Raw genomic sequence first — 18969 nt, 5'->3', positions numbered from 1 at the left:
CAGCGCCGGGCGGCTCCGGGTCCGGGCCCGGCACAATGGATGACATGCCACAACCACTCGCGGACGCGCTCGACGAGGTTCGCACGCTCCTGCTCGGCCCCGGGCTGACCCGGGCCGTCGCCGCCGGCCGCCGCCGGGGCCGCACACCCTCGGTGACCAGGGCGCAGCTACGACCGGTGGCGCTCAAGGCCGGCCCTCATCTACAGATCGTGACCGACGACGGCTCGCGGCCGTTCACCCGTAACGTCGCGCCCGGCGCCGATGCCGAGGCCGCGGTCGATGCGCTGCTCGCCGAGCCGTTCGGCAACTGGCACGTCGAGACGGCGTCGGCGACCGTGCAGGTGCGGATCACCAAGAAGGGTGACGCGCAGGTGCACAGGTCAGCCGCGTTGGGCGCCGTGTCCGCGCCGGGCGCTCATGACCGGGAGAAGCAGTGGCTGCTGGACCCGGGTGACCCGCTGTTCCAGGTGGTCGGCGGCACGGCGGCGAAGCGGCGGCAGGTCGATGCGTTTCTGCGAGCGCTGGACGCGACGCTGCCTTCGTCGCTGCCCCCGTTGCTGCGGGTGGTCGACCTGGGCTGCGGGAACGCCTACCTGACCTTCGCCGCCTATCGCTATCTGACCTCGCGCGGCGCGAAGGTCGAGGTGGTCGGCGTGGACGTCCGCGAGGATCAACGCGTACGCAACACCGCCGTCGCCGCCTCGCTCGGCTGCTCCGACGATGTCAGTTTCGTGGCCGGCACCATCTCGGAGGCCGAGTTGCCGTTCGCGCCCGACTTGGTGCTGGCGCTGCACGCGTGCGACACCGCGACCGACGAGGCGCTGGCCCGCGCGGTGCATTGGTCGGCGCGCTGGGTGCTCGCCGCACCCTGCTGCCACCACGACATCGCCGCCCAGCTCAAGGGCAATCCGGCGCCCACGCCGTTCACCGAGCTCACCCGCCACGCGATCATGCGGGAGCGCTTCGCCGACGTGCTCACCGACTCGCTGCGGGCGTCGCTGCTGCGGCTGAACGGCTACAAGGTCGAGGTGGTCGAGTTCATCGACTCCGCACACACCCCGCGCAACCTGCTGCTCCGGGCCCGGCGCACCGACGCGGTCCCCACCGCCGACCAGCGCGCCGAGTACGACTCGCTGACCGCACAGTGGTCGGTGACACCGGCCCTGGAAAAGCTCCTCTAGCCGCGCCTACTCGACGGTCACGGTCCATGCCGCGGTGTGGACCGCCCCCGCCACCTGGAAATCGAAGAACATCCGATACGTCCCGGCACTCGGCGCGGCCAGCCAGAACTTGACCTTGCCGTCGACGAGGTCGGCCTCCGGGTGAACATGCACGTAGGCCAGATCCCCTGCGCGAAGCACCACAAGATGTCCGTACGCGCCGAGATAGGGCTCGAGCACGGCCGGCCGGCGATCCGGCCCCGCCACGCTGACCAGGATCGGCTGCGTGGACCGGGTGCTGGGCGAGCCTTCGTAGCCGACCGCGAACCCGTCGGCAGCCACCGCATGCGCCGGCGCCGGCAACGCGCGCGGCGCATAGTCGCCCGCCACCGTGAGATCGGTCCCGAGCGTGGCCGGGACGGGCTGCCCACCGACCAGCGCCGTGAAGTCCGCCACCATCCGATAGATCCCCGGCGCGCCGAGGGTGAGATCGATCCCCCACGTGCCGTCGGCGGCCATCGAGGGGTGCACGTGCTGGAACCCGCTCAGGTCCCGCCGCACGACCACCAGATGCAGCAGCTTGTCGTGCACGACCTGATAGGTGGTGACCGCGGCCCCGCCGGGCCCGGCAATCCGGAACGCGAGCCGCTGCTTCTTCCCGGCCGCAAACGTCGTCGTGACCGGCTCGAGGGTGAGGCCGGCCTGGCTCAGCGACAGCCCACCCAGAGAGGCGGCCGCGGTATTCGCGCCGGGCGTGGCCGTCGCGCCGTCGTGCGAGTGCGGCTGGCTCTCATCCATAGCCATGCCCGGCATCGCGCCGCCGTTCTGCCCTTGCTCCCCGCCGCCGTTCTGCCCTTGCTCCCCGCCGCCGTTCTGCCCGTGCGCCGAGCCGTCGTTCTGCCCGTGCGCCGCGCCGCCGTTCTGGCCGGTCATCGCGCCGCCATTCTGGCCCTGCATTGCGCCGGCATTCTGGCCTGCGGTTGTCGGGGCCTCGGCCGACGCCGTGCCGTTGTTGAGACGGCCGAGCCCATAGCCCGCGAAGAGCACGACAACCAGCAAAGCCCCGAACGCAGCGAGCCGAAACCCGGTTCGCTCCCCCGGAGTCGTCGTCTCCTTCCGCTCGCCACCCACCTCGTCGCCATCCATTTGCTCGCGGCCGACCCGCTTTCCGGTCACCCGCTCGTCGGCCACGCCCTCGTCGGCCACGCGCTCGCCTGTGTCGTCGGTCGCCGTGAGGTCCAGTCCCGGTGAGCCGTCAGACATGCGCAAGCTCGTAGCCGGCTTCGTCGACGGCCGCCCGCACATCGTCGTCGGCAAGCGGCGCCGCGCTGGTCACCGTGACCGCGCCGGACTCGAGATCGACCCGCACGTCGGCCACGCCCGGCAGGGCGGACAGCTCGCCGGTGACGGCCTGGACGCAGTGCGAGCAGGTCATGCCGGTAACGGTGTAGGTGCTGGTCACAGCCATGGAGATTGCCTTTCGGAACAGTCGTCAGGACTTGACGAGCCGAGCGATCGCGTCGGAAGCCTCTTTGACCTTGGCCGTCGGATCCCCCGCACGAGCCGCGTCGACGACGCAGTGCGCCAGGTGATCCTCGAGCAGCCCCACGGCCACCGCCTGCAGCGCGCTCTTGGCCGCCGAGATCTGCGTCAGAACGTCGATGCAGTAGGTGTCCTCGTCGACCATCCGCTGCAATCCGCGGATCTGCCCCTCGATCCGGCGCAGGCGCCCGAGCAGGGCGGCCTTGTCCCCGGAATACCCGTGCGGACCATGCGAACCGTGCTGCTGCTCTGTCGACTCTTCAGCCATGCCAGCCAGCATACCCCCCTCCCGTATGTCGTACCGCTCCACCCCGCCGGCTCCACCCCTGCGCGCCTGGGTTCCAGCCGTCGTCACCGTCAGGCCGACACCGCCAACGCCAACGGCATCACCCCCTGCGCTCCCGCCTGGCGAAGTGCCCGCCCGGCCATCGCCATCGTCCACCCCGAGTCGACAAGGTCGTCGACCAGCAGGACCGGACCGCCCAGGCCCGGCAGCGCATCGGCCACCTCCGGCGGCACCACGAACGCATCGAACAGAACCCGAACCCGCTGAGCGCTGTTGCCGCGGCTCTCCGTTGCCGTGGGCCGTGCCGTCGTCACCGCACCCAGCAGCGGAAGCCGACCCACCCGGGCGATGTGCTCGGCCAGCGAGTGGATGAGCACGGGATGTCGTTGGGAGCCGACCTCGACGACGGCCGCCGGGCGTTCAGGCCAGGCGCTCTCGCCGTGCGCCCAGGCCTTGAGGATCTCGACGACCGCGGCCGCCAGCTCCTCGCCTATCGGAGCGTCGGGCGCATCCGGCGAGACCGCGGCCCGCAACCGTCCGCCCCACCCCAGGTCGGAGAGCCGCCCGACGACCCGGCCCGGGTCGATCTGCTCGGCCGGGCCGATCTTGCCCTTGAGCGGGACGCCGACCGCGGCCATGCCGGTGGGCCACATCTTCTTGGGCGCGATCTCCACGCCCGGCCGCCCGAGGAATGCGGTCGCCGCCGCCAGCGACGCCGGCGACACCTCGTCGTCGAACAGCGGCTCCGCACAGTTGTCGCAGCGGCCGCAGGGTGCGGCCTCCGGGTCGTCCAGGCAACGTCGCAGGAACTCCATGCGGCAGGAGCTGGTTTCCGCGTACTCGATCATGGTCTTCTGCTCTGCCGACCGCGCCTCGGCGACGCGACGCAACCGCGCGGTGTCGTAGATCCACTCCTCGCCGGTGGCGAGCCAGCCGCCACGCGACCGCCGCACCGCGCCGTCCACATCGAGGACCTTGAGCATCAATTCGAGGCGGGTGCGGCGCAGGTCGACCAGCGGCTCGAGGGCCGGCGTCGATATCGGACGGTCGGTCGACAGATTGGCCAGCACCAGCCGGACCTGTTCCTCGGGCGGGAAGGCCAGCGAGGCGAAATAGCGCCAGATCGCCGCATCTTCCCGCCCCGGCAGCAACACCACCTCGGCATGCTCGACGGCGCGGCCGGCCCGGCCGACCTGCTGGTAGTAGGCGATCGGCGACGGCGGCGCGCCCAGATGGACGACAAAGCCGAGGTCAGGCTTGTCGAAACCCATACCGAGCGCCGAGGTCGCGACCAACGCCTTGATCTTGTTGTCGAGCAGGGCCTGCTCGGCGGCGCGGCGATCGGCATCCTCCACCTGGCCCGTGTAGGAGGCGACGCCGAACCCGCGTGACCGCAGGAAATCGGCCGTCTCGGTGGCGCCCGCGACGGTGAGCGTATAGATGATGCCGGAGCCGGGCAGGCGTTCCAGGTGGTCGGCGAGCCAGGCCAGCCGGTGTGCCGGGTCGGGCAGGTCGAGCACGGCCAACCGCAGCGAGTCGCGGTCGAGCGGCCCGCGCAGGACCAGCGCGTCACCGAGCTGGTCGGCCACGTCGGCGGTCACCCTGGCGTTGGCGGTTGCGGTGGTGGCAAGCACGGGCGTACGCGTGGGAAGGCCGGCCAGAAACGTCCGCAGGCGCCGATAGTCGGGCCGGAAGTCGTGGCCCCAGTCGGAGACGCAATGCGCCTCGTCGACCACCAGCAGGCCCGTGCTCGCGGCCAGACCGGGCAGCACGTTCTCCCGGAAGTCGGGGTTGTTGAGCCGCTCGGGACTGATCAGCAGGACGTCGACCGCGCCGCCACGGATCTCGGACTCAATCTCGGACCACTCGTCGAGGTTGGCCGAATTGATCGTGCGCGCGGTGATGCCGGCGCGCGCGGCCGCCTCGACCTGGTTGCGCATGAGCGCGAGCAGGGGCGACACGATGACGGTCGGCCCGGTCGGCCCGGTCGGCCGATCGCCCAGCTGGGCCGTGACGCCATCGCGCAGCAGAGCGGTCGCCACGAAGTAGACGGCCGACTTGCCCCACCCGGTACGTTGCACGCAGAGCACCCGCCGCCGGTCGACGGTGAGCGCCTCGATGGCACGCCACTGGTCCTCACGGAGGACGGCATGCTCACCGGCCAGCCGGCGCAGCACCTCCTCGGCCCGCTCACGGACGGCGGCCCGCTCGGCCTCGTTGGCTTTGATCCGCGTTGTCTCGGTCACCCGGCATTCCTATCAGCCCGCACCGACAAAACCCGCGGTTATCCACAGGCCCTCGCGCTGTCCACAGGCAAGAAAAAAGTTGCCCACGACCGAGCTCCCGGGTGCAGAATCGGGCCCCTCGGAAGCACCGATCCCCTCCAGCGGTGTTTCCGAAGTTCCTTGACAACTTTATTTGTCGGTGCCAGGCTCGGGATATGTCCAAGACGATCGCCGAGAAGCTCCTGATCAAGCCCAACACGACGGTGTGGCTCTCCGACCCGACCCGGCTGCCCCTGCTCACGCCCATGCCGGACGGGGTGCGCGAGGTGGAGACGCTCTCCACGGCCAGCACCGCCCTGTTGTTCGTCGACGATGCGGCGAGCGCGCGCAAGTTGCTGGAGGAGCACAGTGCCGACCTGACGAAGCCCGGCGTGTTCTGGGTGGCCTATCCCAAGGGCAACAAGGCCGACATCAACCGGGACACCCTCTGGCCGATCGTCGCCGACTTCGACATGCGCCCATGCGGTCAGGTCGCGATCGACGACCGGTGGTCGGGCCTGCGGTTCCGCGCGAACCGCGAGGGCGAGGGCCGCTTTACCGGCGGCGCCGCGAAATAGAGCGCCGCGAAAGTATCAGCGGCCGAGGACGGAGCCGCCGTTCACATTGATGATCTGCCCGGTCACGTAGCCGCCGCCCGGGCCGGTCAGCCACCGCACCGCCTCGGCTATGTCCTGGGGTTCGCCGGGGTGCTTGACCAGGGTCGCGTCGACCCTCTTCTGGTGGCCTTCCGGGGTCATGCGCCCCAGGAAGAACTCGCTGTCGACGATGTAGCCGGGCGAGATGACATTGGCCGTGATGCCTTCCGCCCCCAGCTCCACGGCCAGATCCAGGACGTAGCCGTGCAGGGCCGCCTTCGCCGCGGAATAAGGGCCGCCGCCACCCCGCTGGGCGGCGATCGAGCTGGTCAGGATGATCCGGCCGCCGGGCCGGCGCAGCGACGGGAGCAGGGCCGTCGTCATGAGTACCGCGGTGAGCACATTGGAGTCGAGGTTGGCGTGCCAGTGCTGGGCCACCTCGTCGAGCGTGGAGTCGGCGCCGGGCACGAAGGCGCCGGCGTTGTTGATCAGGACGTCGAGGGGACGGTCGCCCACGGCCTCGACCACGGCGGGGACCTGGGTGGGGTCGGAGACGTCGGCGGTCACGGCGGTGGCCTGGGGGCCGATCCACTTCACCGCTTCGGCCAGCACGTCCGCGCGGCGGCCGACGATGATGACGTCGTAGCCTTCCCCCGCCAGCATGCCGGCCGTGGACCGGCCGATGCCGGTTCCGCCACCTGTCACCACCGCAAGCCTCGACATGACTCGACCCTATCGACGGCCTCCGGCGCCCGCAGCCCGAAACGGCCGTGGCGGTGGGCTCACCCGGCCGCTGTCCGCGGCTCCCCGAGGGCCGTTACCAGGCCAGGGAAAGGCCGTTGCCCTTGCGAGCCGTGGGTGGCGGCGACAGAGGGGGCATGGCCGGTGGCGGCGTCACCTGGTGGGAGTGATGGTTGCGCTTGCGTGGGGAGCTGCTCTTGCGCGGCGGGCGGGTTCTTTTGGGCAGGTCACCACCGGCGTTGCGGGGGTTGTCGGCGCCGGCGGCCTCACTGACCGGCTCGCCCTCGGTGCGGGTGGCCGTGCTGGCCACGACCTCGGCACGGCACCGGCGACCGTCCAGGCTGAAGGCCAGAGGCAGCGGGTTGTAACCGCGGTAAGCGCCGCGCAGAGTGAACGTCTTCAGTGTCCCGTGTCCCTTGGCCGTCACCTTTCGGCCGGTCTGGGTGACCGCCTTCGGGGCGCCGGTAAGGCGCTGGGAGCCGGGATAGGCGAAGACCACCCGCCACGAGGAACGGCCCACCTCGTCGGTGGTCACGACGGTCAGCAACGCCTCGTAATGGCGACCCGAGTCCGTCTTGAGCTGGTAGCGGACGGCACAGGGGCTGGTCATCGGACCGGCGGCCGCAGGCCCGGCGCCGGCGGCCTGGGCCTGTTCGACGTCGCGAGACTCGCGAGTCGCCGCCCACCCGACGCCGGCCGTCATCAGCAAGCCGGCCGTGAGCAGGGCGGCCTGGAGGCGGTGACGGCCGCTCGGCCCGGCCACGCCGAGATCCGCGGCGCCTCGGGCCGGGGCAAGCACACGGATCAGACCTCCGCCGGCGAAGAGACCCCCGCCGAGGGGCCGGGCATCGCCGAGCCGGAGCCAGCCACCCACCTTGAGGCCGGCCCGGAGCCGAAGCCCGGCCAGCGTGTTCGGCCTCGGCCGCGGAGCAACGGCGGCGTGGGCCTCGTTCGAGACGGCCGAGGTGTCGCTAGCGGTCGCGGCGCCCCGGACCGGTAGGGGCGCGCCTTCGGGGCGGGCGCGGAGTGCGGGCAGCAGCGGCTGTACGCCCACGGTGGCGGCCAGGGAACGGGCGGCGGTCGCTGCGGCGGGGCGGTCCAGCGGATTCTTGGCCAGGCAGGACAGGCACAGGGCGGCGATCTCGTCGGGCAGGCCGGGCTCGGTGGGGAGCGGGGCCGGGTCGGCATAGAGGTGAGCGCGGAGCGCCTCGGCCGTCGTCTCGGCGGGCCATGGCAGGCGGCCGGTCAACGCCCGGTAGAGCAGCAGGCCCAGTGCGTAGATGTCGGTGGCCGCCGAGACTTGGGCACCGGCCAGGCGTTCCGGGGCCAAGTAGGCGGGAGTGCCCAGGAGACTGCCGTCGGGGGCGGCGTCGCGCTCGCCGACGATCGCCGAGATGCCGAAGTCGACCACCTTGGCGCCGGCCGCGGTGAGCATCACGTTGGCGGGGGTGACGTCCCGGTGGACCACGCCGCGGGCATGGGCGGTGGCCAGGGCCGATGCCACCTCGGCGGCCATCGTCACGGCCTCGCGCCACGGCAAGGGGCCCTGGCGGGTGACGCGGGCCGAGACGGATTCGCCGTCGTTGAGCTCCATCACCACGTACGGGACGGTCAGGTTTTTGTTCAGTGGGGATTCGCCGAAGTCGAAGATGCCGGTGATGTGCGGGTGGGAGAGGCGGGCGGCGGCGAGTGCCTCCTGGCGCAACCGGTCGCGGAAAGCTCGGTCGTCGGCCAGCCGCGGGGAGAGCACCTTGACCGCCACCGAGCGGCCCAGGGTCTCGTCGTAGCCGCGCCAGACCACGGACATGCCGCCGGTGCCGAGCTTCTCGACGAGTCGGTAGCGGTCGGCTATGCGAAGCGAAGCATCCTGACCGTTTTGCTCCGTCCGCCCCATGTGCCGATTGTGACCCGAGGGGCGGTCCGCACGGCGCCGCACGGGAAAACCCACAGGAAGGTATCGGCGCCGCCGTCCCGTTTCCCCGCAAATGGGCTCAGCGGGCCAGGAGCTGGTCCACCGGGGCGTAGTCGTCGGTCAGGATCCGGGAGTGGCCGGCGAAACCGGCGCCGTCCTGCAGCACCGCCGGCTCGGGCAGGGCGGCCAGCCTCGGCCGGATCGCGGCGAGCGGCAGCGGGCGGTGCGAGGCGACGATCACGAAGTTCGACCCGACCTCGTGGGCCAGGGCGGCGGGCGGGGCGATCAGGGCGACGTACGGGAAGACGGCCGCGACCGTCGCCAGCTCGGCCTTGATGAATCGGTCCGGCGGGTAGTCGATCACGTTCTGCACGTAGATGCCGTCGGGGCGGAGCACGCGCGCGATGTCGGCGGCCATTTCCTTGGTGGCGAGGTGCCACGGGACGACCAGGTAGCCGAACGCGTCGCCGACCACGAAGTCGTAGGCCCGGGACGGCTGTGCGGCCAGTCCGACGCGCGCGTCGCCGACACGGACCCGCAGGTCGGGACCGGTTTTCAGGCCCAGCTTCTCCTTGTCCAGCGCGACCAGGCCGCCGTCGAGCTCGAGCACCTGCTGGCGGCTTCCGGGGCGGGTGGAGCGCAGATATGCGGGCATGGTGAAGCCGCCACCGCCCAGGTGCAGGGCGTCCACCGGGCCGGCGGGCATCGAGTCGGCCACGGCAGCTATCCATTGGATGTATTCGAACTCCAGGTGCCGGGGGTTCTGGAGGTCGACGTACGAGTGGCGGGCCGAGTTCAGGATCAGCGTGCGGCCGCCGGGCACCGCGGAGTCGGTCTGCACCCGGGCGCAGTGGTACGCGGTCTCGACGTCGCAGGGGTTCGGGCCTACCGCTCCCAGGCCGGCCCCGACCAGCCCGATCGCGGCCAGTGTCGCCCTGGTCCGCGGGTTGCCGGGCAACCCCGGCCGGCCCGGCCCCGCATCCCCACCTGGCCCCGCATCCCCACCTGGCCCCGCATCCCCACCTGGCCCCGCATCCCCACCTGGCCCCGCATCCCCACCTGGCCCCGCATCCCCACCTGGCCCCGCGCCCCGGGCCGGCCCGGACTGGCGCCGCAGCCAGAGGTGCAGCGCGATGCCGCCCAGCGCCAGCAGCGCCGCCAGGGTGAGCACGATCCAGCTGGTGCGCATCGCCGCGACGAGGACGAAACCGGTGCCCAGCGTGGCGGTGATCGCGCCGAGGGTGCCGATGCTGGAGAGGCGTCCGACCACCGAGCCCGTGCGTTGGAGGTCGCTGAGCTGGAGCTTCACCACCATCGGCGTGATCGTGGAGAGCACGAACGCGGGCAGGAAGACGGCCAGCGCCGCGAGCAGGAGCACGGCGGGGGCGGCGCCGCCGCGCAGGAGGGCGCCGCCGTAGCGGACCAGCGGCAGCGTCACGGCGGTGCCGATAGCGGCGAGCAACAGGGCCGGCGCGAGCAGCACGCGGGGATCGAACCGGTCGGCCAGGCGGCCGCCGAGCCAGGCGCCGTAGGCGATGGCGGCCAGCGATACGCCGATGACCGAGCTGCTCACCTGCAGCGTCACGCCGACATAGGGTCCGACCAGGCGCAGGGCGACGATCTCCAGGACCAGGGCGGCGCCGCTCGAACAGAAGACCAGCGCCGTCGCAAGGCCGGACGGCAGCGCGCGCGGCGTCACAGTATCGACAGATGGACGTGGTTCGTGTGCACCTCGGACGGGCCGCCGCTCTTGCTGTAGGCCTTCCAGCCGGTTCCGGGCATCCAGATCTGCCGGTACCAGATCACGTACATGACCCCGAGCCTATCCGCGTTCTTCACGAAGAAGGCAGCCAGGTTGTTTCCGTAGGTCTTGTCGGCGCCGGAGGCCGCGACGTTCTGGAAGCCCGACTTGTTGGCCGAGAAGTCGCACGCCCGCCCCTTCGGGTGCTCGCCCGAGGACCGCTGCGACCAGCAGGACGTGTAGTGGGTGAAGCCGGCCGCCCGGGCCTGCTGGTAGGCGTTGAGCAGGCGGGGCGTGATGCACCCGGACGTGGTCGGGTCGTCGACCGTGCACGACTCCTTGGGCCAGGAGCCGTCGGAGTTGCGCGGTGCGGGCTTGGCCAGCGGCGAGTTGGCGCTGACGAAACCGCCGGCCGCGCCGCCGCCGCCGACGCTGCCGAGGGCCAGCTCGGCCTCCTTCTTCTTCTTGGTCAGCGCCGCGACCTGCTTCTGCTGCTCGACGATCTCCCTGTCGACGGCGGCCTTGGCGGCCTGGGCCCGGGCCACGTCGTCGCGGTACTGCTGGAGGATCTGACCGTCGATCTGGCCGAGCATGTCGATCTGCTGGATGCGCTGCAGGAACGAGTCGGGCGACGTGGAGTTGAGCAGCAGGGTCACCGTGCTGGTGCGGCCCAGCCGGTACGAGCGGTTGGCGATCTGGCCGACCTGGGACTCGAGCGCCTTGGCCGAGGCGGTGGCGTTCTTGACCGTGGCCTGGAGCTGGACCTGCCGTTTCTTGGATGCGTTCAGCTTCTGGATCGCGTCGGCCTGACCCTTGGCCGCGGACTCGAGGGCGTCGCGCAGCGTCTTGGTGCCACCCTCGTCCGGGTCGGCCAGCGCGGGCGAGGCGGCGCCTCCCACCCCGAGCACGGACACGGCGATGAGCAGCGCGAAGAAGGCGCTGAGCCGCCGCAGGAAAACCGCCGCCACGGATACCTCCCAAGAGTCAGCGGGGAGACCTTACCGTGCTACGCAAACACGCGGCAGATCGTTCAAGTCGCCGAGTAACCGCCGTCGACGAAGAGTGTTTGGCCGGTTACCGCGACGGCGCCGTCGCCGGCCAGAAAGATCGCACAAGCGCCGAAATCCTGCGGTACGCCGTTTCTGCCGATCATCGTGCGCGCCGCGTGACCGGCGACCTTGGCCTCGTCCGCGAAGACGGCCTCGGTCAGCGGGGTGTGCACGACCCCGGGCGCGATCGCGTTGCAGCAGACGCCGTGCCGCGACCAGGCCTCGGCCTGTGACCGGGTGAGCCCGACCAGGCCGGCCTTGGACGCACCGTAGGCGCCGCTGTTCCCGTACGCGCGAAAGGCCTGCTGGGAGACGACGTTGATGATCCGGCCCCAGCCGCGGGCGGCCATCCGCGGCCCGAAGGCCTGGCCGAGCAGGAACGGCGCGGTCAGGTTGGCGGCGAGGGTCACGTCCCAGTCGTCCTCGGTGAGCGCGTCCAGCGGGGGACGCCGATTCACGCCGGCCGAGTTGACCAGGATGTCGGGCTCGCCGTACGTGCCGAGGATCTGGTCGATGACGGCGGCGACGGCCGCACGGTCGGCGAGGTCCGCGGTGAGCGCGTGGCCCTCGGCGCCGAAGCCGGCCAGCTCGGCGACGACCTCGGCCATCGGCTCCGGCCGGCGCGCGACCAGCAGGACCCGGGCGCCGGCGCGGCCGAGCGCGACGGCCATCGCCCGGCCGATGCCCGAGCTGCCGCCGGTCACGACCGCGGTGCGTCCGCCGAGACCGAAGACCTCTTCGAGATAGGACGACACGCGCGGCCCCTAGAGGATCGACGGGTCGGGGAAGAGGGTGTCCCGGACGGTGTGCCACACGTCGTCGTTGGCCGCCACGAGCAGGCCTCGCTCGCTGTCCGTCGGGTGGTAGGGCGTGCCGTCGAGGTGCCGGGCCGTGCCGCCGGCCTCGCGGATGATCAGGGCGCCGGGCGCGTGGTCCCAGGGCAGGATCCGCCAGAAGAGCGCGAACTGCTGCTCGTCGGTGGCCACGGCCGGGTACTCGTAGCCCGCGCAGTGGTGACCGTTGGTGACCTCGCCCAGCTTCGGCGCGTTGGCGTTCGCGACGTCGCGCAGGTGCTGCGGCAGGTAGTGCCGGGCGACCACGCCGCGGAGCGCCTCGGCCCCGGGGTCGTCGGTGCGGGTCTTCACCCGTACGCCGTCGCGGTAGGCGCCCGATCCGGCCTCGGCCACCGTGAGGTGGTCGCCGGGCACGTCGAGGATCCAGGACGAGGTGAGCTCGCCCGCCCGGACCAGCGCCACCATCACCGCGAACGGGGTCTTGCCGGCGGCGAAGTTGTTGGTGCCGTCGACGGGGTCGACGATCCACACCGGGCCCTCGTCGCCGACCCGGTCGAGCACCCGCGGATCGGCGGCCACGGCCTCCTCACCGACCACGGTCGAGCCGGGCAGCAGCGCGAGCAGCCCCCGGGTCAGGGCCCGCTCGGACTCCTGGTCGGCGATGGTGACGAGGTCGCCGGGCGACTTCTGGTGCACCTCGTCGGTGGACAGGCGGCGGAAGCGCGGCAGCACGATGGTGGCCGCGACCTCCCGGATGAGATCGGCGACCTGATCAAGCACGCGGCGGCAACTTCACGACGCTGACGAAGAACTCGTCGATCTGCCGGATCACCGCGATGAACCGCTCGAAGTCGACGGGCTTGGTGACGTACGCGTTCGCGTGCAGCTGGTAGCTGCGCAGGATGTCCTCGTCGGCGGCCGAGGTGGTCAGCACGACAACCGGGATGCGGCCCAGATCGTCGTCCTTCTTGATCTCCTCGAGCACCTCGCGACCGTCCCGGCGGGGCAGGTTGAGGTCGAGCAGGATCAGGTCGGGACGGACGGCGTCCGCGTACTCGCCCTCGCGCCGCAGGTAGGCCAGCGCCTCGGCGCCGTCGGAGACGACGGTGAGCCGGTTGCGGACCTTGTGCTCCTCGAACGCCTCCTGGGTCATCAGGACGTCGCCGGGGTCGTCCTCGACCAGCAGCACCTCGATCGGCGTGCCGTCGGCACGCGTCGGACTCGTCATGCGGAGACCTCCTGCTTCTCTTCCGGGGAGGGCGCGGGCTCGGGCTCGGGAGCGCCGGGCAGCACCGGAAGGGTGAAGTTGATCGAAGTGCCCTCCTCGACGTCGAGGTCGAGCCAGATCCGACCGCCATGATATTCGACGATCTTTTTCACGATCGCCAAGCCGATGCCGGTGCCCTCGTACGCGTCGCGGGCGTGCAGCCGCTGGAAGATGACGAAGACCTTGTCCGCGAACTCGGCCTCGATGCCGATGCCGTTGTCCCGGACGTTGATGACCCATTCGGACCCGTCGCGGTGGGCGCTGACCCGCACCACCGGGGGCACGTCGGGGCGGCGGAACTTCAGCGAGTTGCCGATCAGGTTGACGAAGAGCGTGGTGAGCAGCGGCTCCTCGCCCTCGACCGTGGGCAGGTCGCGCCAGCTGATCTCGGCGTCCTCGCCGGCCCGGGCCTCGAGCTGGGAGCTGACCTCGGTGAGCACCCGGTCGAGGTCGACGTCGGTGAAGCCGCCGGTGATCCGGCCGATCCGGGAGAACGCCAGCAGGTCGTTGATCAGCCGCTGCATGCGCTGGGCGCCGTCGACCGCGAACGCGATGTACTGGTCGGCGCGCTCGTCGAGCTGACCCGAGTAGCGCCGCTGCAACAGCTGGCAGAAGCTGGCCACCTTGCGCAACGGCTCCTGCAGGTCGTGCGAGGCGACGTAGGCGAACTGCTCGAGGTCGCGGTTGGACCGGGTCAGCTCCTCGGCCTGGGCCTTGAGCTGGTCGTTCACCCACTCGATCTGGCCGCGCGCCTCCCGTACCTCGGCCAGCTCGGCGGAGATCTTGCGCCGCATGCCGTCCACGTCCGCGGCGAGGCTGGCCAGCTCGGGCGAGCCGCGGCTGGAGATGTGCCGGTCGTAGTCGCCGGCCGCCACCGCGCGCACCTGCTCGGCGAGCTCGACGACCGGGCGGCTGACCAGCCGGTCGAGCAGCAGCAGGAGGCCGCCACCGGCCCCGATCACGACCACCGCGGCGGCGATCTGGATCGCGACCATGGTCTGGCTCGAGTCCCGGGCGGCGGCCGCCGACTTGGCCCGCAGCACCGCGATGTCGCCCTGCATGGTCTCGATGGCGGTGCGCAGCGCGTCGAAGTCGGCGGTCGACCCGGCGGTGATCAGCGCTCGCCCGGCCTCCGGCCCCTGCGCGTTGATCGTCTGCACGACCGGGTCGGCGACCCGGGCATGCCAGGTCGCGGCCCGCTGCTTCACCACGTCGAGAGATTGGCGGATCTTGGTGTCGTCGGCGTGCAGCAGGCCCTCGATGCGGGCGATCGTCGCCTTCTCGCTCGCCTGGCCGGAGCGGTAGGGCGCCAGGCTGTCGTCCCGACCGGTGATCGCGTACCCGCGGATGCCGGTCTCCTGGTCGACGAAGGCCGTGTTCAGCGTCTCGCCGGCGGCCCGCATCGGGCTGGCCCGGTTGAGCACGTCGTCGAGCTGCCGGTTGTGCTGCGCCGCGGTGAACGCCGCGAAGACGGCCAGCGCGCCGAGCAGGATGCCGGTCGCGAAACAGAGCGCCGCGATCCGGGAGCGCAGCGTCCAGCCGCGCAGCGTCATCGTCCACCCCCGCGGGAGATCAGCAACATTGCCACGTCGTCGGCGAGCGGGCCGCCGTTGGCCTGCTCGGCCTGCCCGACCAGCCACGCCGGGAGCGCGGGCAGCGGCACGTCCCGGGCGGCCGGCTCGTCGAGCAACCCGCACAGGCCGGCCACGTCGAGCCGCTCCGTCCCGGAACCGGCGTGCCCCTCGATCAGGCCGTCGGTGTACATCAGCAGCGACCAGTCGTCGCCGGGCAGCTGCAGCTCGGAGACGGGCGCGGGCTTGGGCCGCACGCCGAGCACGATGCCCGGGCGGGCGTCGACCGGCGCGGCCCGGCCGCCGGAGAGCAGCACCGGCGGCGGATGCCCGGCCAGCCGCACGGTGGCCCGGCCGGCCGGCAGGTCGAGCACCACGGAGGCGACCGTGGCGAAGACCTCGCGAGCCCGGCGCTCGCTCATCAGCACCTGCTCGAGCGACCCGAGCACCTGATCCTCGGGCACCCCGGCCAGAACCAGCGCGCGCCAGGCGACCCGGAGCTCGACGCCCAGTGCGGCCTCGTCGACGCCGTGGCCGCAGACGTCGCCGACGATCACGTGCAGCTTGTCGTTGCCGACCTGGACGACGTCGAAGAAGTCGCCGCCGAGCAGGCCCATGGCCCGGCCCGAGCGATAGAAGGTGTGCACCTGCACGGCCTCGGTCGACATGAGCGGCTGGGGCAGCAGGCCGCGCTCGAGGCGGGCCGACTCGGCCTGGCGCAGCTCCACCTCGCGCAGCCGCTGCGCGTTCTCGTCGGCGCGCTTGCGCTCGACCGCGTAGCGCAGCGACCGGGTCAGCAGCACCCCGTCGACCTGGCCCTTGACCAGGTAGTCCTGGGCGCCCTCGGCCACCGCGGCGACCCCGAGGTGCTCGTCCGACCGGCCGGTGAGCACGCACACCGCGGCGCTGCCGGCCACCCCCAGCAGCTTGCGCAGCCCGTCGATGCCCTCGGCGTCGGGCAGCCCCAGGTCGAGCAGGATGCAGTTGACGTCGTGCATCATCGACGTCGCCTGACGCAGCGTGGTCGCCACGTCGAGATCGAACGGCGCCTCGGCCTCGGCCAGCAGCTCGCGCACCAGGAACGCGTCACCCTCGTCGTCCTCGACGAGAAGGACACGCAGGCGTTCCGGATATGCCGTAGAGCCGGTTCGCGCGCGCGGGGCGACCGACCGTTCAGTCATGCCTGTTCCCCACTCGCATACACCCGACCGGACTGCACGATGGTGTACCACCGCCGCCGAGCGCACAACTCAGCGAAGATCACGGCGCGTCCTCGGCCGCGACCCGGCGCGCATGATCGGCGATGACCTGGCCGAGGATGCCGTGCAGTCGCCCGCAGTCCGGACAGTGCAGATTCTCGTCGAGGCGACGGCTGCCGCACTCGACGCAGGTGCCGCGGTCCTCGGGGTCGTGGTAGGAGGCCAGGGCCCGGCACATCGCGCGGATCACGTGGTCGCTGACCGGGAAGACGCCCTCGCCGAGCGCGGTGCGGACACCGACGATGGCGACCGGGGCGGCCTCCGGATTCGGGTCGAAAGGGGCAACCGAGTCGATGAACTCCGCGATCACGGCGGCGGGGTCGAACGGCGTGCTCACCCGGACAACGCTATGCCACGCCGGAAACGATCTTCGGCCTACCCGGTGCGCTTAGATGTCCCCCATGAGTGACGCCGCCTCCCTGGTCCCGCACCGGGTCTATGCCGCCCTGGCCGCGGTGGCCGTGCTCGCCCTCGTCGGGCTGGCTTCCGTCTGGTCGGTACGCCCGCCGGCCGCGCACGAGGCGTCCGAGAGCGCGTTCAGCGCCGACCGTGCCTTCGCGACCGTGAAGTCGATGGCCACCGAGCCGCATCCGGTCGGCAGCGCCGCCCAGGACCGGGTCCGCGACTACCTGGTCAGCACCCTGCGGGGCCTTGGCCTCTCCCCCGAGGTGCAGGACACGGTGTCGATCGAGGGCGGCGAGCTGTCCTCGAGCGCGGGCGGCGCCGGCCTCGCGCACGTGCGCAACGTGGTCACGGTCATCCCCGGCACCGCCTCCACCGGCCGCATCTTCCTGGTCGCGCACACCGACTCGGTGCAGGTCGGCCCCGGCGGCAACGACGACGCGGCCGGCACCGCGGCGGTGATCGAGACGGCGCGCGCCCTGCTCAAAAGCCCGCGCCTGCGCAACGACGTGGTGCTGGTGCTCACCGACGGCGAGGAGGCCTGCCTCTGCGGCGCGAAGGCATTCGTCGACCAGCACCCGCTGGCCAAGAACGGCGGCATCGCGCTCAACCTGGAGGCGCGCGGCAGCACCGGCCCGGCGATCATGTTCGAGACGGCGAAGGACAACCGCGCGCTGATCGACGTGTACGCGCACGCGCCCAAGCCGGTCGGCACCTCGTTCGCGGTCGAGATCTACCGGCTGCTGCCCAACGACACCGACTTCACCGCGTTCCGCGAGGCGGGCTTCACCGGGCTGAACGCGGCCTACATCGACGGCGCGGCGGTCTACCATGCCCCGACCGACCTGCCGTCCGCGATGAACCTCGACAGCCTGCAGCACCACGGCGACAACGCGCTGGCCGTGACCCGTGAGCTGGGCGACCGCGACCTGTCGAAGCTCGCGGCCAAGGACGACGCCACCTACTTCCCGGCCCCCGGACTGCTCGTGCGTTACCCGGGCGAGCTGGTCTGGCCGCTCGCGATCCTGGCCCTGATCGCGGTGCTCGTGCTCGGCGGCCTGGCCCGTCGCCGCGGCCTCACCACCGGCCGGCGGCTGGCGGTCGGCGCGGTCGTCACGCTGCTGCCGATCATCGTGGCGCCGGTGCTGGGCCAGGCGTTCTGGACGGTGCTCAAACTCATCCGCCCGGAGTACGCGGCAATGCCGATCGACCCGTACCGGCCGGGCTGGTACCGCCTCGCCGTGCTCGCGCTCACCGCCGCCGTCGTCTTCGGCTGGTACGCGTGGTTCCATCGCAGCCGCCGGGTCGGTCCGGCGGCGCTCGCCATCGCCGGGCTGGGCTGGCTGGCCGTGCTCGGCGTCGCGCTCGCCGCCTTCATGCCCGGCGGCTCCTACCTCGGCGCCCTGCCCGCGCTGGCCGGCGCGTCGGCCGCCATCGTCGCGCTGCTGGTGCCGCACCGCCAGCGCGGACAAAACCGTCGGAATGGCCGCTGGTGGCGGGTGCCGGCGATCACGGCCGGTGCCGCGGTCGCGGTGATCGTCCTGCTGCCGGCCGTGGTCATGCTCTTTCCCGCGCTCGGCATGCCGATGGCCGGCGCCGGCGCCTTCCTGGCCGTGCTGCTCGGCCTCGCCCTGCTGCCGGTAATCGAGATGATCCATCCGGCGCCCGGCGGCCAGCGCGGGCTCGACGCGCTGCGGGCCCGCCGGCGCGGTGCGGCGCCCACCCTGGTCGCGCTTCTCGCGGTGGTGGTCTGCACGGCGGCCGGCCTCTCGGCCGACCGGTTCGACGCCCGGCATCCGGCGCTGACCCATCTGATGTACGCGCTCGACGCCGACACCGGCACGGCGCAGTGGCTGAGCGAGGAGCCGGTCGTCCAGAAATGGACCTCGCAGTACGTCTCCGGCGGCCCGCACGAGGTCAACGCGACGTTGCCCGCCTTCGGCCCCGAGGAGCTGCGCACCGGCAAGGCCGAGGCCGCCGCGCTTCCGGCCCCGAAGCTCACGCTGGAGTCGGACACCCGATCGGGTGACACCCGGGTGCTGAAGCTCCGCCTTCAGCCCCAGCGGCCGGTGCGGCTCACCTCGCTGCACGTCCAGGCCGGCGTGACGGTCACCGAGGCGACCGTCGAGGGGCGCCCGGTGAAGCCCGCCCCGCCGATCAAGGACGATCCGTGGGGCTTCGGGTTCGTCTTCCACGGGCCGCCGGCCGCGGGCGTCGAGGTCACGCTGACGGTCAAGGCGACCGGGCCGGTCAAGTTCCGGGCCATGGACGGCAGCGACGGGCTGACCGCGCTGCCCGGCTTCCACGCGCGGCCCACCGGCGTCGGCATCGTCGGCTCGCACTCCAGCGAGTTGCTCGCGGTCGCGAAGACGTACACGCTCTAGG

17 protein-coding genes are annotated in these 18969 nt (G+C 71.9%); 3 read left to right on the top strand and 14 right to left on the bottom strand.

Annotated features, from left to right (window positions below; translation table 11 throughout):
• Window positions 1–44: 44 nt before the first annotated feature.
• Entirely contained in the window at window positions 45–1181 is a 1137-nt protein-coding gene (locus ACQP2F_RS03335) for a class I SAM-dependent methyltransferase (RefSeq protein ID WP_433300507.1), read from the top strand.
• A gap of 6 nt (window positions 1182–1187) precedes the next feature.
• On the opposite strand, the gene ACQP2F_RS03330 is transcribed toward ACQP2F_RS03335, so the two are convergent.
• The 4 genes from ACQP2F_RS03330 to ACQP2F_RS03315 all read right to left on the bottom strand — a co-directional run bounded on the left by ACQP2F_RS03330 (window position 1188) and on the right by ACQP2F_RS03315 (window position 5216).
• Complete coding sequence (locus tag ACQP2F_RS03330) at window positions 1188–2423, bottom strand: hypothetical protein (protein WP_433300505.1); 1236 nt, start codon at window positions 2421–2423, stop codon at window positions 1188–1190.
• Window positions 2416–2628, bottom strand: a complete 213-nt coding sequence (locus tag ACQP2F_RS03325; RefSeq protein WP_433300503.1) for a heavy-metal-associated domain-containing protein — start codon at window positions 2626–2628, stop codon at window positions 2416–2418. The genes ACQP2F_RS03330 and ACQP2F_RS03325 overlap by 8 nt, the downstream gene beginning before the upstream one ends.
• Window positions 2629–2652: 24 nt before the next feature.
• Window positions 2653–2970: a metal-sensitive transcriptional regulator gene (locus ACQP2F_RS03320; RefSeq protein WP_433300501.1), complete on the bottom strand. Its 318-nt coding sequence runs from the start codon at window positions 2968–2970 to the stop codon at window positions 2653–2655.
• An 89-nt stretch (window positions 2971–3059) separates the two neighbouring features.
• Window positions 3060–5216, bottom strand: a complete 2157-nt coding sequence (locus ACQP2F_RS03315; RefSeq protein ID WP_433307329.1) for a DEAD/DEAH box helicase — start codon at window positions 5214–5216, stop codon at window positions 3060–3062.
• Window positions 5217–5428: 212 nt separating this feature from the next.
• Between ACQP2F_RS03315 and ACQP2F_RS03310 the strand changes: the two genes are divergently transcribed.
• Window positions 5429–5830: a hypothetical protein gene (locus ACQP2F_RS03310; protein WP_433300500.1), complete on the top strand. Its 402-nt coding sequence runs from the start codon at window positions 5429–5431 to the stop codon at window positions 5828–5830.
• A gap of 15 nt (window positions 5831–5845) precedes the next feature.
• Here ACQP2F_RS03310 and ACQP2F_RS03305 read toward each other — a convergent pair whose 3' ends face one another.
• The 10 genes from ACQP2F_RS03305 to ACQP2F_RS03260 form a co-directional block, all read right to left on the bottom strand.
• Window positions 5846–6571 (bottom strand): SDR family NAD(P)-dependent oxidoreductase, encoded by a 726-nt coding sequence (locus ACQP2F_RS03305; protein ID WP_433300498.1) that lies wholly within the window; start codon window positions 6569–6571, stop codon window positions 5846–5848.
• Between the two features lie 94 nt (window positions 6572–6665).
• Window positions 6666–8483 (bottom strand): serine/threonine-protein kinase, encoded by a 1818-nt coding sequence (locus tag ACQP2F_RS03300; RefSeq protein ID WP_433300496.1) that lies wholly within the window; start codon window positions 8481–8483, stop codon window positions 6666–6668.
• A 97-nt stretch (window positions 8484–8580) separates the two neighbouring features.
• Window positions 8581–10086, bottom strand: coding sequence for a fused MFS/spermidine synthase (locus ACQP2F_RS03295; protein WP_433307327.1), 1506 nt, complete (start codon window positions 10084–10086; stop codon window positions 8581–8583).
• Window positions 10087–10196: 110 nt separating this feature from the next.
• Complete coding sequence (locus ACQP2F_RS03290) at window positions 10197–11210, bottom strand: coiled-coil domain-containing protein (protein WP_433300494.1); 1014 nt, start codon at window positions 11208–11210, stop codon at window positions 10197–10199.
• Between the two features lie 62 nt (window positions 11211–11272).
• Entirely contained in the window at window positions 11273–12046 is a 774-nt protein-coding gene (locus tag ACQP2F_RS03285) for an SDR family NAD(P)-dependent oxidoreductase (protein WP_433300493.1), read from the bottom strand.
• Between the two features lie 9 nt (window positions 12047–12055).
• Window positions 12056–12865: an inositol monophosphatase family protein gene (locus ACQP2F_RS03280; protein ID WP_433300491.1), complete on the bottom strand. Its 810-nt coding sequence runs from the start codon at window positions 12863–12865 to the stop codon at window positions 12056–12058.
• On the bottom strand, window positions 12858–13313 hold the full coding sequence (locus ACQP2F_RS03275; RefSeq protein ID WP_433300489.1) for a response regulator: 456 nt from the start codon (window positions 13311–13313) through the stop codon (window positions 12858–12860). The genes ACQP2F_RS03280 and ACQP2F_RS03275 overlap by 8 nt, the downstream gene beginning before the upstream one ends.
• Window positions 13310–14905 carry a sensor histidine kinase gene (locus tag ACQP2F_RS03270; RefSeq protein ID WP_433300487.1) on the bottom strand — a complete coding sequence of 532 codons (1596 nt, stop codon included), beginning with the start codon at window positions 14903–14905 and terminating at the stop codon, window positions 13310–13312. Before ACQP2F_RS03270 ends, ACQP2F_RS03275 begins: the two co-directional genes overlap by 4 nt.
• Window positions 14902–16104: a PP2C family protein-serine/threonine phosphatase gene (locus ACQP2F_RS03265; protein WP_433300486.1), complete on the bottom strand. Its 1203-nt coding sequence runs from the start codon at window positions 16102–16104 to the stop codon at window positions 14902–14904. The genes ACQP2F_RS03270 and ACQP2F_RS03265 overlap by 4 nt, the downstream gene beginning before the upstream one ends.
• A 79-nt stretch (window positions 16105–16183) precedes the next feature.
• A complete protein-coding gene (locus ACQP2F_RS03260; RefSeq protein ID WP_433300484.1) occupies window positions 16184–16519 on the bottom strand; it encodes a hypothetical protein in 336 nt (111 codons plus the stop codon).
• Window positions 16520–16583: 64 nt separating this feature from the next.
• Between ACQP2F_RS03260 and ACQP2F_RS03255 the strand changes: the two genes are divergently transcribed.
• Window positions 16584–18968, top strand: a complete 2385-nt coding sequence (locus tag ACQP2F_RS03255; RefSeq protein ID WP_433300482.1) for a M28 family peptidase — start codon at window positions 16584–16586, stop codon at window positions 18966–18968.
• Window position 18969: the final 1 nt, after the last annotated feature.

Source organism: Actinoplanes sp. CA-030573 (genome assembly GCF_050951115.1).
In the GTDB taxonomy this organism is placed as follows: domain Bacteria; phylum Actinomycetota; class Actinomycetes; order Mycobacteriales; family Micromonosporaceae; genus Actinoplanes.
The sequence above is the reverse complement of the archived record's forward strand: the minus strand, read 5'-3'. Positions and strand labels throughout refer to the sequence as shown.